The following is a 15,312-nucleotide window of genomic DNA, read 5'->3' as shown; positions in this document are numbered from 1 at the left end:
GAGTGATTTTGAGGGCATGAATCTAGGCTATTTTATTACATGTTCCTGCGGTATTGTCCGCCTACTTCATATAAGGCATGGGTAATTTGTCCAAGTGAACAATATTTCACGGTTTCCATTAATTCTGCGAAAAGGTTGCCATTACTAATAGCCACTTCCTTAAGTCTTTTCAGGGCCATTTCAGATTTGCCTTCATTCCTTTTCCAGAATGCCTGCAGGTTTATGATCTGCTGTTCTTTTTCTTCCTTTGTGCTCCTGATGACTTCGTTGGGAATAATTGTAGGCGAGCCCTTTTTATTAAGGAAGGTATTGACGCCAATAATTGGCAGGTCGCCGGTATGTTTTTGCATTTCATATTCCAGGCTTTCTTCCTGGATTTTATTGCGTTGGTACATTCTTTCCATAGCGCCAAGTACTCCGCCCCTTTCGTTAATGCGGTCAAACTCTGCCAGCACGGCTTCCTCCACGAGGTCAGTCATTTCTTCAACCAGGAAGGATCCCTGGATGAAGTTTTCCGTTTTTGCACTGCCCAGTTCGCGGTTGATGATCAATTGGATGGCCATTGCCCTTCGTACACTTTCTTCGGTAGGTGTTGTGATGGCTTCATCATAGGCATTGGTATGGAGCGAATTGCAATTGTCATAAATGGCATACAGGGCCTGCAGGGTAGTACGGATATCATTAAAATCAATTTCCTGGGCGTGAAGCGACCGGCCCGATGTCTGGATATGGTACTTCAGTTTCTGGCTGCGGTCGTTCCCTTTGTATTTTAATTTCATCGCTTTAGCCCAGATCCGGCGAGCCACACGACCGATAACACTATATTCAGGATCCATGCCGTTACTGAAAAAGAAACTCAGGTTGGGCGCGAAATCATCAATATGCATTCCACGGCTGAGGTAATATTCCACATAGGTAAAACCGTTAGACAAGGTAAAGGCAAGCTGGGTAATCGGGTTGGCGCCGGCCTCAGCAATATGGTACCCGCTGATGGAAACACTGTAAAAATTCCTCACTTTTTCCCGGATAAAATAAGCCTGTACATCGCCCATAAGCTTCAAGGCAAATTCTGTGGAAAAAATGCAGGTGTTCTGCGCCTGGTCTTCCTTCAGGATATCAGCCTGTACGGTACCGCGAACCTGGCTAAGCGCTTCTGCCTTAATCTGGTTATAAACATCAACCGGCAATACTTCATCGCCACTCATTCCCAGCAGGGTTAGGCCAAGGCCATTATTGCCTTCTGGCAAGCGCTCCGGGGAAGCAGGGTTATAATAAATGGGCTTGATACAATGCCTGAACTTTGCTTCGAAAGACTCATGCAGGGTAGCTGATGGATATGCAGCGAGGTATTTCTCACAGGCCTGGTCGATCGCCGCGTTCATGAAAAAAGCAAGGAGGATCGGAGCCGGGCCGTTGATGGTCATGCTTACCGATGTTTTTGGATCACAAAGGTCAAATCCGCTGTATAATTTTTTAGCATCATCAACCGTAGCGATACTAACACCGCTGTTACCTATTTTTCCATAAATATCCGGACGGTAATCGGGATCTTCACCGTAAAGGGTAACCGAATCAAAAGCTGTTGATAACCGCTTTGCGGGCTGGCCTTGGGAAACATAATGAAACCGCTTGTTGGTTCTTTCCGGTCCGCCTTCCCCTGCAAACATGCGGGTCGGGTCTTCGCCCTGGCGCTTTAATTCAAATACACCTGCTGTGTACGGAAATTCGCCCGGCACATTTTCCTGCAATTGCCAAAGCAGGATATCGCCCCAGTCTTTATAACGGGGAAGCACAAGTTTTTTTACCGCTGTGCCGCTGAGCGACCGTGTGGTAAGGGCCTGCCTGATCACTTTTCCCCGCACTTCATATTCAAAAAATGGTTTGTTGTATTTCTCCACTAATGCAGGCCATGCATCAACCAGTTTTTTACAATCGGGGTGCAATTGATTGAGCAGGCGGTTTTGTAATTCTTTTAATTCGGGAATGGAACTTGTTTCTTTTTCCCCTATAACGCCGTTAACCTGGTATAATTTAGAGGCAATGACAGCCTGCTCTTTTGCCCAGGTGTCGTATGCGCGGTTGCTATCAGCTATTTCAGAGAGATACCGGACCCTTTTCGGGGGGATAACCTGCGATTTTGCTGAAGTGTCTTTTGTATGCCGGTGAAAGGCCAGATCGCCAAACCTGGTGCCTGTTTTTGTTTCGATAGTGCCCACCAGCTTTTCAAATAATTCATTAATGCCCGCATCATTGAATTGCGCGGCAATGGTCCCGACAATAGGCAGGTCCTCATCTTTTGCAGTGAACAGGTTATGGTTGCGTTTATATTGTTTGCGGACGTCATGCAGGGCATCCAGCGCACCGTTTTTATCAAACTTATTAATGGCAACGATGTCGGCATAATCGAGCATATTAATTTTTTCGAGCTGTGATGCTGCACCGTATTCCGGCGTCATAACATAGAGGCTGACATCACAGAAATCCAGTATGGAAGCATCACTTTGGCCGACGCCCGCACTTTCCAGAATAATGAGGTCATAGCCGGCAACAGTGCAGATATCAATTGCATCCTGTACATATGCGCTGAGTGCTGTATTGTCATCACGCGTGGCGAGGGAACGCATATAGGCGCGGGGAGAACTGATACTATTCATCCTGATACGATCACCCAGCAAAGCGCCACCGGTTTTCTTTTTTGAGGGGTCTACAGAAATGACCGCGATGGTTTTATCAGCGAAATTGCTCAAAAACCGGCGTACAATCTCATCGGTTACAGATGATTTACCAGCACCGCCTGTTCCGGTAATACCCAATACCGGCCTTTGACGGTATTTATTTCCGGGGGCTGCGGCCTTGTTACTATTTTCAGCAATGGTTATTTGCCTTGCGATAGCCCTTACATCCTTTAGTTCACCCAGGGTCATTGGGCTTTTATAGCCTCCGCTTCCATTGAGCTGGAAGTCACACTGTTTGATTACATCTTCAATCATGCCTTCCAGGCCCATATGCCGGCCGTCGTCGGGTGAATAAATGCGGGTGATGCCATATTGTTGCAATTCCCTGATCTCTTCAGGCAGAATTGTTCCGCCCCCGCCCCCGAATATTTTGATATGCCCGCAACCATTTTGATCGAGCAGGTCTTTCATGTATTTGAAAAACTCTACGTGTCCACCCTGGTAACTGGTTATTGCGATACCCTGAACATCTTCCTCAATGGCCGCTTCCACAATTTCCAGCACAGAACGGTTATGGCCAAGGTGGATAATCTCGGCACCTTTAGCCTGTAGAATACGGCGCATGATGTTTATAGCTGCATCATGCCCGTCGAATAAAGAAGCTGCCGTTACAATCCGAACCTTATGTTTAGGTGAATAACCCATAAATCGTGGAGTTTCAATTGGTTGATAAAGGTACAACCTGCAGGTCATTTACCCGCCGGGTATTACCCGGCGGGTAAATGAAGAAATAAGTTGTATTTTAACTGTCATATAAACATATTATATGGCCCTGGCTTTCTTTGAAAATCTTTTCCGACGGGGCCTGGTCAGTGAGGCTTCGCTGGAAAAATTGAAACAGTTTTACGCTGGTCATCATTCTTTAAGCCTGCATAATGAACTGCGCGCTATTTTATACCTTGGCATTTTACTGATCAGTAGCGGTACGGGTGTATTGGTTTATAAACATATAGGCCAGATCGGTCACGTGGCAATTATAATCAGCTTATTGGCGAGTTGCCTGGCTTGCTTTGGCTATTGTTTTTGGAAACGCCCCAAACTAAAGGCTGGGGAAAAAACAATATCACCCATACTTTTCGATTATATAGTACTGTTAGGTTGCCTTTTGTTGCTCATTTTAATTGCTTACCTGCAGTCACAATTTCAATTTTTCGGGCATCGCCTTGGACTGGCCACTTTCATTCCCATGGTGTTGCTATTTGCCTTCGCTTATTACTTCGACCACAAAGGAGTGCTGAGCCTGGGTATTATAAACCTGGCAGCCTGGGTAGGAATTAATATCAACATAAAAACCTTTTACGGCATAGCCGAACTCAATAAAAAGGAAAATATAATCGCAGCCTTTTTGCTTGGCATTTTCCTTGTTTTAGTAGCAATTGCAGTAAAAAAAAGAGGTATCAAAGCACATTTTGAAAATATATACCATCAATTCGGATCCTATGCCCTTTTTTTGTCAGGAATAGCCGGAATAATCATGTTTGAGAATTTATACCTGGTATGGTTATTACTGTTATTACTGGTGGGTTTATTCCACTATAAAAAAGCATTCCGTGAAAAGTCATTTTACTACCTTGTCATAACCTGCCTGTATTGTTATGTGGGCCTGTCGTACACCTTGTCCGATAAGTTATTCAGCTTATTGCAACCGGGAAACGACCAGGTATATGCAAATCTTTTTTATTATTTAAGTACGGGGGTAGGACTGGCTTATTGGCTAACACAGCTTAACAAGAAAATGAATGCCAATGCTAGCCTATAATAATTCCGATTTACAAAAACTTGAGCTTCAGGGCATAGCAGAACAAGCAAACAGGTCGGGATTCATAACTGAAATAGAAAAACTCGGCATACAAAAAGAATATCCCGTACAATTCTATTCCCCGAATATTTTCCTGCGAATCGGGCTGGGTATACTTACACAGGTTGCATCCGCTGCTTTATTGGGACTCGCATTACTGGCAACAGATGCCCAATCACCAGAAATACTTGCTTTGTTGATGGCCGTAATTTCCATTATAGTTCTTGAATGGATGATCCGGAATAGGCATCACTACAGGTCTGGGGTAGATGATATTCTGCTGCACTCAAGCATAATCTATGTGCTTATTTATTTTGGTTTTAAAATTGAAGGACCTGAAAACCTTACACAATTGATACTTTCTATAATATCCCTTGTTTTATACAGCGTCGCTTTTTCCAGGTATCTCGACCGGTTGTCAGTGTTGTTAGCTTTGGCATCCTGGGGTTATTTCATCTATAATTTATATACCAACTTCAAACAAGGTCCTTCACAATTATTATTTTTTTTATTGGCAGCAACTATGATCAGCGTCTTTTTTTTGGCAAGAGGATTACAAAAAAAGAACAAACTTGCCTTTTACCACAGTGGTTTAAGGTTGGTGGAGTATGCAGCGGTTATAGGCACTTACGCCTCATTACACTATTATACTGTTGAACATCTGATCTTTGACATGAATTTTGATTCAGCGGGGCAACAAAACTCACTTTCACTATCCTGGTTTTATTGGGGATGGACTTTTATTGTTCCTTTAATTTTCCTGCTGTATGGCCTTAAAATCAAAGCCAGGCCATGGATCAGGATAGGCATTGTCCTTGTTATTGCCTTTTTCTTTTTCCTTCAGGTCCATGAAAACCCTGTTGACCATGAAATCGCTGCTGTTTTATATGGAATACTGTTGGCCGCCATTGCCTTTGGTATTATTAAATACTTGAAAATCAACAATTCTAAATTTACGGACCAGTCAATTCCCGGACAATCAGACCTCTTATTTAATGAAGCTTTTTTTATCGCCGCCGGACTGGCCGGACAAATACCACAAGCCCAATCTCCGGCAGGTTCTGATACCCGGTTCGGAGGTGGAAACTTTGGCGGCGGAGGTGCCAGCGGGGAGTTTTAGTTCAATGCACCCGCCGGGTAATACCCGGCGGGTGCATTGAACTGATTTTTTTATTACCTTTCTCGCTTGTGAGAAAACTGGTGGCCATAATAATTGTGGGTTTGCTGCTGTTCAATTGGGGCGGATACCGTTTCGTATTCACTTACCTGGAAGATAGCGCCAGCAAACATTTGAACACAAGGCTCGATGATCATCATTACGATGAAGAGGCCCTTATTACCATCAAATTGCCCGTTGAAAATCTCCCATATTATACCAACTCACCAATTTTTGAAAGGGTAAAAGGGGAAGTGACCATAGGCGGTATGAAATACCAATACGTGGAACGGAGAATTTTCAACGACTCCCTTGAAATGCGTTGCATCCCCAATGCCCAGGCTACACACCTTAATAATGCACGGGATGAATTTTTCAAACTGGTTAATGACCTGCAGCATACAAGCTCATCAGGAAAGCAATTGCCAGCCAAGCAAACAATCACTTTTAAAAATATCCTGACAGAATGCCTTGTTAACGAAAGCACGGCTACTTATACACCTTCTTTTACACAAAAAGACATCGCGTATAATCAATTCAATGATTATCTGCCCTGCAATTATCAATCCCCCCAGGAACAGCCCCCGGATAACAGCTGATTCACTCCGTAACCATTTTATAATCATTTCAAGGCTGTCAGCAACAGTCCTTTGGGAAATTAACCCAAAAGGAAATATTGCTATTAATCTATGACCAAAATGAAGCAGTTCTATCGTGCTAGCCTGGGCTTGTGTTTTTTCGCCCTGCTATTAGCCACTTCATGTACTTCCCCTGATAAATCTGCGGCAGTACTGAATGACCCATTATTGTTTTGTGCAACCGTGAAAAAGCTGAACAATGTTGTACTGGAAAATAATTTTCCGCCGATGATTGCCAGCCGTAACTACGCCTACGCAACAATCGCCGCCTATGAGGTTGTTGCCGCGGGTGATCCTGCACATTACCAAAGCCTGGCTGGACAAATCAAGCACTTACCGGCTTTGCCAAAACCGGCAGATACGGCAAATATTGATTTTCACCTGGCTGCCCTGCTGGCTTTTACCAAAGTGGGCAATGCGGTTACCTTTCCGGAAGGAAGTATGATGGATTACTATGACGAACTGCTCCATATGGCCGATAGCCTTGGCATGCCTGAAAAAAAACAGCAGGGTTCACGCGTCTTTGCAGATACAATTGCGGCTCGTATCCTGGCCTGGTCTAAAGGCGACAATTATGCGCAAACAAGGTCAGCAACCCGTTACACCGTGAATACAGATTCCGGTCGTTGGGTACCAACGCCGCCTATGTATGCCCAGGCAATAGAACCCCATTGGTCAGAAATAAGGCCTATGGTACTGGATAGCGCATCAATGTGCCGGGCAGAAGCACCCCCTGCCTACAACATGAAGGACAAAAATGGAGTTTTTTACAAATCAGTTATGGAAGTGAAACAAATAGGCGACAGCCTTACTGACGAACAAAAACATATCGCTGATTTCTGGGACGACAACCCGTTCAAGATGAATGTAAGCGGGCATGTTATGTTTGCCACTAAAAAATTCTCACCGCCCGGACACTGGATGAACATTGTAGGTATCGCTGCAAAATCAGCGGGAGCGGATTTCAATACTACCGTAGCTGCATATGCGAAAACAGCCATCACCCTTTTTGATGCTTTCATTGGTTGTTGGGAAGGAAAATACAAATACAATTATATCCGCCCCGAAACCGTGATCAACCAGCATATTGATCCGGAGTGGAGGCCTTATATCCAGACTCCGCCATTCCCGTCATTCCCAAGCGGACATGGTACTGTTTCTGCAGCTGCTGCCGAAACTATGACCAGTGTATTTGGAGATAAATTACATTTCACAGATACATCACTCCTGGAATTCGGTATCGGCAACAGGGAAATAACCTCCTTCCGCAATGCTGCAAAAGAAGCCGCAATGTCAAGGCTGTACGGTGGAATCCATTTCCGCTTCGACAATGAGCTGGGCGCTGCATCAGGCAGGAAAATAGGTGAGCTTGTTGTGTCCCGGCTCACACTGAAAAAGTAAACCAAAAAATGTATTAGGCATTTAAACATAGCCATGTTTTAACTGACTAACCATTTTACACCGGCAATGCTTCAACCTATGGTAATGGCATCCGGCTTAAAACCATTTCTTAATCGCTTATAGACAAACCATGTTATCAATAATTTTATATAAAGCCTCCCGGCTTAAAACCGGGAAGCTTATAACTGTACTCCTATTGCTATCTTTTCAATTTTTTATTCATCCTGCATCAGCGCAAACGGAAGTGGATGCTATTATGATGAATAAAAACCAGTTCTGCGCCGGATTCAATTACAGCCATTCTTACTGGAAAGACTACTGGGAAGGAACCTTAAAACGAAATAACGAAAACCTTGGTACCGTTACCACAAATGCTTTAATGTTCATGGCCAATTATGGCATCACCAACTCACTGAATGTTATGGTCGGCGCACCTTATGTATGGACTAATGCCAGTGCTGGTACCTTACACGGATTGCAAGGCGTACAGGATATATCCCTGAACGTAAAATGGAAAGCCTTTAAATATAATTCCGGCGAAAACAAATTAGCCCTTTTGCTGGTCGGCGGAATTTCAACACCACTTAATAATTATGTAGTTGATTTCATGCCACTATCAATTGGTTTGGGCAGCACCAACTTTACCGGTCGCGTTATGGTTGATTATGTAAGGAACAGGATATTTGCTACAGCAAGTGCAGCGTATGTGGTTCGTGGTAATATTTCCATTGACCGTACGTCATACTATGATACCCAAATGCATTTAACCAATGAAGTAAATATGCCCGATGCCGCCAACTACCAGCTGCGGGCAGGTTACAGGGGCAAATACCTGATCGCCGAGGGTTTACTGACTAACTGGACTACTTTGGGAGGCTACGATATTACACGCAACAATATGCCCTTCCCAAGCAATAATATGGATGCAACAAGTCTTGGTATTAACCTGAAGTTTACCCTTCCACAACACACCAACCTGTCTTTTCTGGCAGGAGCTAACTATGTAATTGATGGAAGGAATATGGGACAGGCAACCTCCATAAACGGAGGCATTTTCTATGCCTTTTACTTTAATAAAGCATCAAAAAAATCAGCTGCTAACCAATAAACGTGCTTAGTATGAAAAAGAAAATTCGCATTACAGGGATGCTCACCTTGTTGGCAACCCTTTTAATAATAGCCTGTTCAAAAGACATCCATGAAAGAACGGCAAACCTGCCCGCATTACAACCTGCAAATACAGATGCAGATGCAGGGGACTGGAAACCAATTCTTATTGGTAGCCCAACTGATATAGCAGTGGCGGCGCCTATTCCCACCAATTCACCGGATTATATTGCCCAGATCAATGAAATTAAAGCTACACAGGCCAATTTAACCCAGGAAGAAAAAGACATCGTGAAATACTGGTCGGCTGGCGGCGTGCTTCGCTGGAATGAACTGTTGCGGGAACTCGTTGCCAAACACAACCTGCCACCTTACCAGAATCCGGATGGCACTTATCCTTTCCCAAGTGCTAATAACCCACTGGCCTACCCGCAATTTCCATTTTCAAATCCGCCTTATGCAGCCAGGGCTTACGCTTACGTAAGTGCGGCACAGTATGACGCACTGGTAACAGCCTGGTATTATAAAAAACTATACAACAGGAAGGCGCCATATAAAGTGGACAGCTCACTGCAGGTTTTGGTACCACAATCAGACCTGCCTTCTTACCCATCCGAAGATGCAGTGATAGCCGGAGCTGCAGTGGAAATGCTTAAACTGCTTTTCCCTGGCGACCAGGATTATATCCAGATGAAAGCGGAACAACACAAAATGTCGCGGATCATTGCGGGGGCAAATGTGAGAAGCGATATTGAAGCCGGCGAATTATTAGGTAAAGCAGTCGCCCAGAAATTTGTTGCAAGGGCAAGGACCGACCGTGCGGGGGCAGCAGCAGGCAACCAGGCAATGTGGTCAAAACTTGAAAATGATTGCATAGCCCGTGGTGATACCCCCTGGCGCAGTTTTGAAATACCCCAAAGGCCTCCTATGTTGCCAGCTTTTGGCAAAGTGAAAACATTCCTTTTTGACTCCCTCACTGTCATTGCACTCAGGCCTGACCCACCACCTTCGGTTAACAGCGAAAAGATGAAACATGAAACCGAAGAAGTGTATAATTATATCAACAATCCAAGTCGCGAGAATATCAGGATTGTCCATTTCTGGGCCGATGGTGTTGCCACTTATACACCCCCGGGGCATTGGGATGCCATTGCCTCAGATGACTTTATCAGGGAAAATTTCAGTGAAGTGCGCTGGGCAAGGAACATGGCACTCCTGAATATGGCTTTAATGGACGCTGCAATTGTTTGCTGGGATACCAAGTATTATTATTATAACCCAAGGCCCACCCAGCTTGATCCCCGGATTAAAACACTTACCGGCATCCCGAATTTTCCAAGTTATATATCGGGGCATTCTACATTCAGTGGTGCAGCGGCGACCATCCTTGGTCATATCATTCCTTCACGGGCAGGTGCATATATGGATATGGCCAATGAAGCCTCTATGTCACGCGTTTATGGTGGTATACATTACAGGAGCGATTGTAATGTAGGTTTGGTTACCGGAAAAAATGTCGGCAACTATGCGATTCAGCGTGCTGAGTCAGATGGCGCTGAATAGAAATTAATGATTCAAGCATTGGGTAGCCATATTTTTAAATAAAATATGGCTACCCTTATTGATAACGTATGAGGAAAATTACAACAACTTTTCTTGTTGTCTTAGGCTCTCAACTAATGGCCCAGGAAAAAAATCAAGTGGATACTACGGTTAGTATTAAAGTCCTGGACAGTATCTCAATTACCGCCTTCCAAAAGCAAAACCTGGTTGGGAAATTACCAGATATTAAAGGAACATTTATATTTTCCGGAAAAAAATCAGAATCTATAAACCTGGCCCAGGCACCTTCAAACCTGCCCGATAAAATCGGAAGGCAGGTATTCGCAAAAATTCCGGGTGTTTTCGTTTACGACATGGATGGGTCAGGAAACCAGATCAATATCGCAACCAGGGGCCTGGACCCGCATCGGGGCTGGGAATTCAACATCCGCAAAGATGGGATAATTACCAACTCAGATTTGTATGGCTATCCCGCCAGTCATTTTAGTATGCCATTGGAAAGTATAGAAAGAATTGAATTGGTAAGGGGAACAGGTTCCTTGCAATACGGCGCCCAATTCGGAGGGATGTTGAATTATGTTTCAAAGCAGGGCGACAGTTCAAAAGCTTTCAATTTTGAGAGTATTAATAATGCAGGCTCATTTAATTTACTTAGCACCTATAATGCTATAGGTGGAAAACTGGGTAAATTCCGGTACTATGCATATATGAGCCGAAAGTCAAGAAATGGCTATCGCGATAATGAACATACTGAATCAGAAAATCAAAGTATTGCAATAGATTATACACCTAACAGGGATTTTTCCCTTCGGCTGGAGTGGTCGAGATCTGCATACCTATATAAGATTCCCGGCCAATTGAATGATAGTCTTTTTAAAGAAGACCCAACCCAGTCAACACGAAACCGGAACTATTTCAATCCTGATATCCATATCCCCTCCATTAACTTAAACTGGCAAATTTCAAAGCTTACCCGATTACAATTCACCAGCTCTGCCGTATTGGGAACCCGCAATAGTGTGCTCTTTGATAAACCAGCAAATATTAAAGACAGCATAAATCCCCTAACCCTTCAATACAGCAACCGCCAGGTGGATATTGACCATTTCAATAGCTATACAACAGAACTAAGAATTTTACAGGAATACCATTCAGGGAAACAAATCAGCGCATTAACGGCAGGGATACAATATATGAACAATGACCTGCATCGTAACCAATTGGGTAAAGGCACTACTGGTTCCGATTTCGACTTAACCCTTGTAACACCAGGCTGGGGAAGGGACTTGCATTTTAAAACAAAAAACATTGCCCTATTTGCCGAAAACAGGCTGCAATTATCAAAAAGCCTATCCGTTGGTACAGGTGTCCGTTTAGAAATGGGCCAAACAGATATGAGCGGTCAAATTACCTATTACCCGGATAACGAGTTGCCTGTTACCATTAAACACCAGTTCCCATTACTTGGACTAAATATCTCCTATAAGCCGGGTAAGTTTACGGAATTTTATGGTGGTGCTTCCCAGGCTTACCGGCCTATGATTTTCAAGGATATCATACCCGCATCAACATATGAAAAAGTTGACCCAAATATTAAGGATTCAAAAGGATATAATGCAGAACTAGGTTTCAGGGGAAGCCGAAAATTCATTAGCTGGGATATCAACGGGTATGTCCTAAACTATAAAAACAGGTTTGGAACACTTATCCAAACTGGTGACCAGGGCGAATTCTATACCTATCGCACAAATATCGGCAACTCGCTGACTATAGGCGGGGAGTTTTTTATCCAGGCTGACTGGATGCTGGGCAGAAAAACGGGATTGTCCATTTTCACCTCAACAGCAATTATCCATGCCCGTTATACAACTGCAACCGTTAAATCGGGCCTGGAAAATATTGACATCAGCGGAAATAAAGTTGAAAGTGCTCCCGATTTAATTAGTCGGAATGGTGTGACATTCCGTTATGAAAAATTCAATATTTCCGGTTTAATGAGTTTTACCAGTGAATCCTTCGCTGATCCGTTAAATACTGTTGCACCAGCGCCACGAACAGGTGCAGTCGGAATTGTTCCATCTTACAATATCATTGATCTGAATGCTGGCTACCATTTTTCAAAAAACCTGGAAGCCCGTATTAGTATCAGCAATCTTACCAACAAAGATTACTTCACTAAAAGGCCGGCTTTCTATCCTGGTCCTGGCATTTGGCCATCCGACGGAAGGAATTTTTGTTTTACAATTATGATCCGTATCTAGCATAAAAAAATATGCCATTGGCATTAAAAAAAATAAGGCTAACGCTTAAGCTGCTTTTATTAACCTTTTCTCCTTTACTGGCATACACCCAGCCGGCCGGGAATAAGGAGTTTCCCCAAAACTGGTTGGGCAAATGGAAAGGCACCCTCGATTGGTACCAGGGCACCAATAAACGGCAATCGGTAAACATGGAATTACATATACTTTCAGGAGACAGTACGGACCAATATTCCTGGCGACTAATTTATGGCGACAAACAAGAAGATAACCGGCCCTATATCCTGAAGCCGTTCGACAAATCGAAAGGGCATTGGCTCATTGATGAACGGAATAGTATTATACTGGATCAATTCCTGGTTGGCGACCGTTTTTGCGGCAGTTTCACTGTTGCGGGAAATACTATTTTGAATACCTATTACCTGTCGGGTGATAGTCTTTTAGTGGAATTTTATAACGTGCAGGAAAAACCAATTGCCATATCCGGTGGCCGTGACAGCACCCTGCCTAAAGTAAAAAGTTATGGTGTAAGGAGCTACCAGCGGGCAATGCTGAAAAGATCAGGTGACTAATTCACCCGCCGGGAAGTACCCGCCGGTTATTACCCGGCGGGTGGGGAAACCCAGGCTTCGTTTTCCTTAAGCAGTTTGATTAGTTCATCTACGGCTATTGCACTGTCTACATTTCGCTTCACTACCTCCTTACCTTTATATAATGTGATTTTTCCCGGACCACTTCCCACATAACCGAAATCAGCATCGGCCATTTCACCCGGACCATTCACAATACAGCCCATTATGGCAATTTTAACACCTTTCAGGTGGTTGGTCACTGCACGGATTCGCGCTGTAGTCTCCTGCAGGTCAAATAAAGTACGGCCGCAGCTTGGGCAAGAAATATATTCCGTTTTTGAAATGCGTGTCCGCGTAGCCTGCAATATTGAAAAAGCGGTATTGTTGGTAAACTGGAATACATCTTTCACAGGCAAATAGGTCCTGCCGGAAACCTGCATATTTTCCAGTTTCGAACCACTGGCGTAACCAAGGCAAATGCCATCACCAAAGCCATCCAATAATAATGCACCGGTTTCAGTAGCAAAATGGATCAGGTGGTCATCGGGGGTTTGCCAATTGCTGTCTGTAATGAGCACCACCGGGTTCCTGATTTCGCGGTCAAGTAATTCCACAAACATCCTGCGAACAGATTGCAGTGCATTCAAATTTTTACTGCTAAGGCAAATCACCACGGTTGGGTCATTGGCCAACTGGTCTAGCCAGGTGTAATCATTGCCGGAAATAGCATCATTAAAACAATCCACCATTACAAAATTCAGGTGCGCGCTCCGCTCATCAGCAGCAACAAAACCACTGTCCTGGTATATGGGGAAATACTTTGATTTATCTGCTGCCAGTTCCCATGCAGCAGGATAAACAATAACTTTTAAAGTGCCGGGTAAGGAAAAGTCAAGCAACTGGTGACCGGTAAAAATATAATCTGCAGCTGCATCCCCAATATGCCATTTATCGGTATCTGCATCATATCCATAGCCTATCCCGGACAAGTTTTCCGGTTTGATTTTTTCAATCTTACTTAAGTCTGCAATAACTACCGGCACATGTTTACCACCGATGTTATCTACCGCAAAACTGTTGCGGCGGCGATATTCAAAAGGAGAATATTTTAAAGTCCCGGTATCAATAGCCGGCACTTGTCCAGCAAAAGAACCATACTGTTTTAAGCGGTCATAGCGCTTAACCAGGTCGCGGCAAACCGGGATCTCAAACTCAGGATCTTCGGTAAGTGATACCCGTATAGTATCACCGATACCATCCTCCAGCAGGGAACCTATTCCTATGGCAGATTTTATCCTGCCATCCTCACCATCCCCGGCTTCGGTAACACCCAGGTGCAAAGGATAAATTTCCCCGAATTCAGTATACATTGTATGGATAAGCATCCGGTATGCCTGTACCATTACCTGCGGGTTGGAAGACTTCATGCTCAGCACAATATTGTGGTAATTTTCATTGCGGGAAATACGCAGGAATTCCATTGCACTTTCCACCATTCCCATCGGCGTATCACCATACCTGCTCATAATGCGGTCACTCAAAGACCCATGGTTAGTGCCTATCCGCATCGCGGTACCATACTCCCTGCAAATCTTTACCAGGGGCGTGAAACGGTCCCGTATGCGATCGATTTCTTCAGCATATTCCGCATCTGTATAATCAATCTGCTCAAATTTTTTCTTATCTACATAATTACCCGGATTCACCCTTACCTTTTCAATTATACGCGCAGCAATCTCAGCAGCATTTGGCGTAAAATGGATATCCGCCACAAGTGGTGTTGTATACCCCTGCCGGCGCAATTCATTTTTAATCAACAATAAATTTTCGGCTTCTTTTTTACTGGGAGCAGTGATCCTCACCAATTCCGCCCCTGCTTCAATGCATCGGATAGTTTGCGCAACCGTTGCCATTGTATCCATCGAATCCGTTGTGGTCATGGTTTGAATGCGAATAGGGTTTCCATTGCCAAGCAAGAGGTCGCCAACCTTTACTTCCTTTGTCATTAACCTTTTATAATCCGTCAGCGATGCGCTGTAAAGTTGCATGAGAACATATTTTGAGCTGCAAACATAACAATAGTT

The 15,312-nt window shown here is 44.1% G+C and carries 10 protein-coding genes; 8 read left to right on the top strand and 2 right to left on the bottom strand.

Annotated elements, in window-relative coordinates; translation table 11 throughout:
- Window positions 1-35: 35 nt before the first annotated feature.
- Window positions 36-3,380, bottom strand: coding sequence for a methylmalonyl-CoA mutase family protein (locus LAQ65_RS12615; RefSeq protein WP_224117329.1), 3,345 nt, complete (start codon window positions 3,378-3,380; stop codon window positions 36-38).
- 121 nt (window positions 3,381-3,501) lie between these two features.
- Between LAQ65_RS12615 and LAQ65_RS12610 the strand changes: the two genes are divergently transcribed.
- The 8 genes from LAQ65_RS12610 to LAQ65_RS12575 all read left to right on the top strand — a co-directional run bounded on the left by LAQ65_RS12610 (window position 3,502) and on the right by LAQ65_RS12575 (window position 13,228).
- Entirely contained in the window at window positions 3,502-4,494 is a 993-nt protein-coding gene (locus LAQ65_RS12610; RefSeq protein WP_224117328.1) for a DUF2157 domain-containing protein, read from the top strand.
- Window positions 4,481-5,653 (top strand): hypothetical protein, encoded by a 1,173-nt coding sequence (locus LAQ65_RS12605; protein WP_224117327.1) that lies wholly within the window; start codon window positions 4,481-4,483, stop codon window positions 5,651-5,653. Before LAQ65_RS12610 ends, LAQ65_RS12605 begins: the two co-directional genes overlap by 14 nt.
- A gap of 68 nt (window positions 5,654-5,721) precedes the next feature.
- Window positions 5,722-6,288 (top strand): hypothetical protein, encoded by a 567-nt coding sequence (locus LAQ65_RS12600; RefSeq protein ID WP_224117326.1) that lies wholly within the window; start codon window positions 5,722-5,724, stop codon window positions 6,286-6,288.
- Window positions 6,289-6,387: 99 nt separating this feature from the next.
- Window positions 6,388-7,728, top strand: coding sequence for a vanadium-dependent haloperoxidase (locus LAQ65_RS12595; protein WP_224117325.1), 1,341 nt, complete (start codon window positions 6,388-6,390; stop codon window positions 7,726-7,728).
- Between the two features lie 130 nt (window positions 7,729-7,858).
- Window positions 7,859-8,836, top strand: a complete 978-nt coding sequence (locus tag LAQ65_RS12590) for a hypothetical protein (RefSeq protein ID WP_224117324.1) — start codon at window positions 7,859-7,861, stop codon at window positions 8,834-8,836.
- Between the two features lie 11 nt (window positions 8,837-8,847).
- Complete coding sequence (locus LAQ65_RS12585) at window positions 8,848-10,398, top strand: phosphatase PAP2 family protein (RefSeq protein WP_224117323.1); 1,551 nt, start codon at window positions 8,848-8,850, stop codon at window positions 10,396-10,398.
- Window positions 10,399-10,466: 68 nt separating this feature from the next.
- Window positions 10,467-12,659, top strand: coding sequence for a TonB-dependent receptor family protein (locus tag LAQ65_RS12580; protein WP_224117322.1), 2,193 nt, complete (start codon window positions 10,467-10,469; stop codon window positions 12,657-12,659).
- 11 nt (window positions 12,660-12,670) lie between these two features.
- On the top strand, window positions 12,671-13,228 hold the full coding sequence (locus tag LAQ65_RS12575) for a hypothetical protein (RefSeq protein WP_224117321.1): 558 nt from the start codon (window positions 12,671-12,673) through the stop codon (window positions 13,226-13,228).
- A gap of 29 nt (window positions 13,229-13,257) precedes the next feature.
- On the opposite strand, the gene ispG is transcribed toward LAQ65_RS12575, so the two are convergent.
- Complete coding sequence (ispG, locus tag LAQ65_RS12570) at window positions 13,258-15,276, bottom strand: (E)-4-hydroxy-3-methylbut-2-enyl-diphosphate synthase (RefSeq protein ID WP_224117320.1); 2,019 nt, start codon at window positions 15,274-15,276, stop codon at window positions 13,258-13,260.
- Window positions 15,277-15,312 lie beyond the last annotated feature (36 nt).

Origin of the sequence: Flavihumibacter profundi (genome assembly GCF_020076305.1) — a bacterium.
In the GTDB taxonomy this organism is placed as follows: Bacteria; Bacteroidota; Bacteroidia; order Chitinophagales; family Chitinophagaceae; genus Flavihumibacter; species Flavihumibacter profundi.
This window is presented reverse-complemented; position numbering and strand designations above follow the sequence as displayed.

Excerpts from the sequence above, each read along its gene's own strand:
- LAQ65_RS12575 (WP_224117321.1), top strand. The coding sequence starts at position 12,671 with ATGCCATTGGCATTAAAAAAAATAAGGCTAACGCTTAAGCTGCTTTTA.
- LAQ65_RS12615 (WP_224117329.1), bottom strand. The coding sequence starts at position 3,380 with ATGGGTTATTCACCTAAACATAAGGTTCGGATTGTAACGGCAGCTTCT.
- LAQ65_RS12585 (WP_224117323.1), top strand. The coding sequence starts at position 8,848 with ATGAAAAAGAAAATTCGCATTACAGGGATGCTCACCTTGTTGGCAACC.
- ispG (WP_224117320.1), bottom strand. The coding sequence starts at position 15,276 with ATGCAACTTTACAGCGCATCGCTGACGGATTATAAAAGGTTAATGACA.
- LAQ65_RS12580 (WP_224117322.1), top strand. The coding sequence starts at position 10,467 with ATGAGGAAAATTACAACAACTTTTCTTGTTGTCTTAGGCTCTCAACTA.
- LAQ65_RS12595 (WP_224117325.1), top strand. The coding sequence starts at position 6,388 with ATGAAGCAGTTCTATCGTGCTAGCCTGGGCTTGTGTTTTTTCGCCCTG.
- LAQ65_RS12610 (WP_224117328.1), top strand. The coding sequence starts at position 3,502 with ATGGCCCTGGCTTTCTTTGAAAATCTTTTCCGACGGGGCCTGGTCAGT.
- LAQ65_RS12590 (WP_224117324.1), top strand. The coding sequence starts at position 7,859 with ATGTTATCAATAATTTTATATAAAGCCTCCCGGCTTAAAACCGGGAAG.
- LAQ65_RS12605 (WP_224117327.1), top strand. The coding sequence starts at position 4,481 with ATGCTAGCCTATAATAATTCCGATTTACAAAAACTTGAGCTTCAGGGC.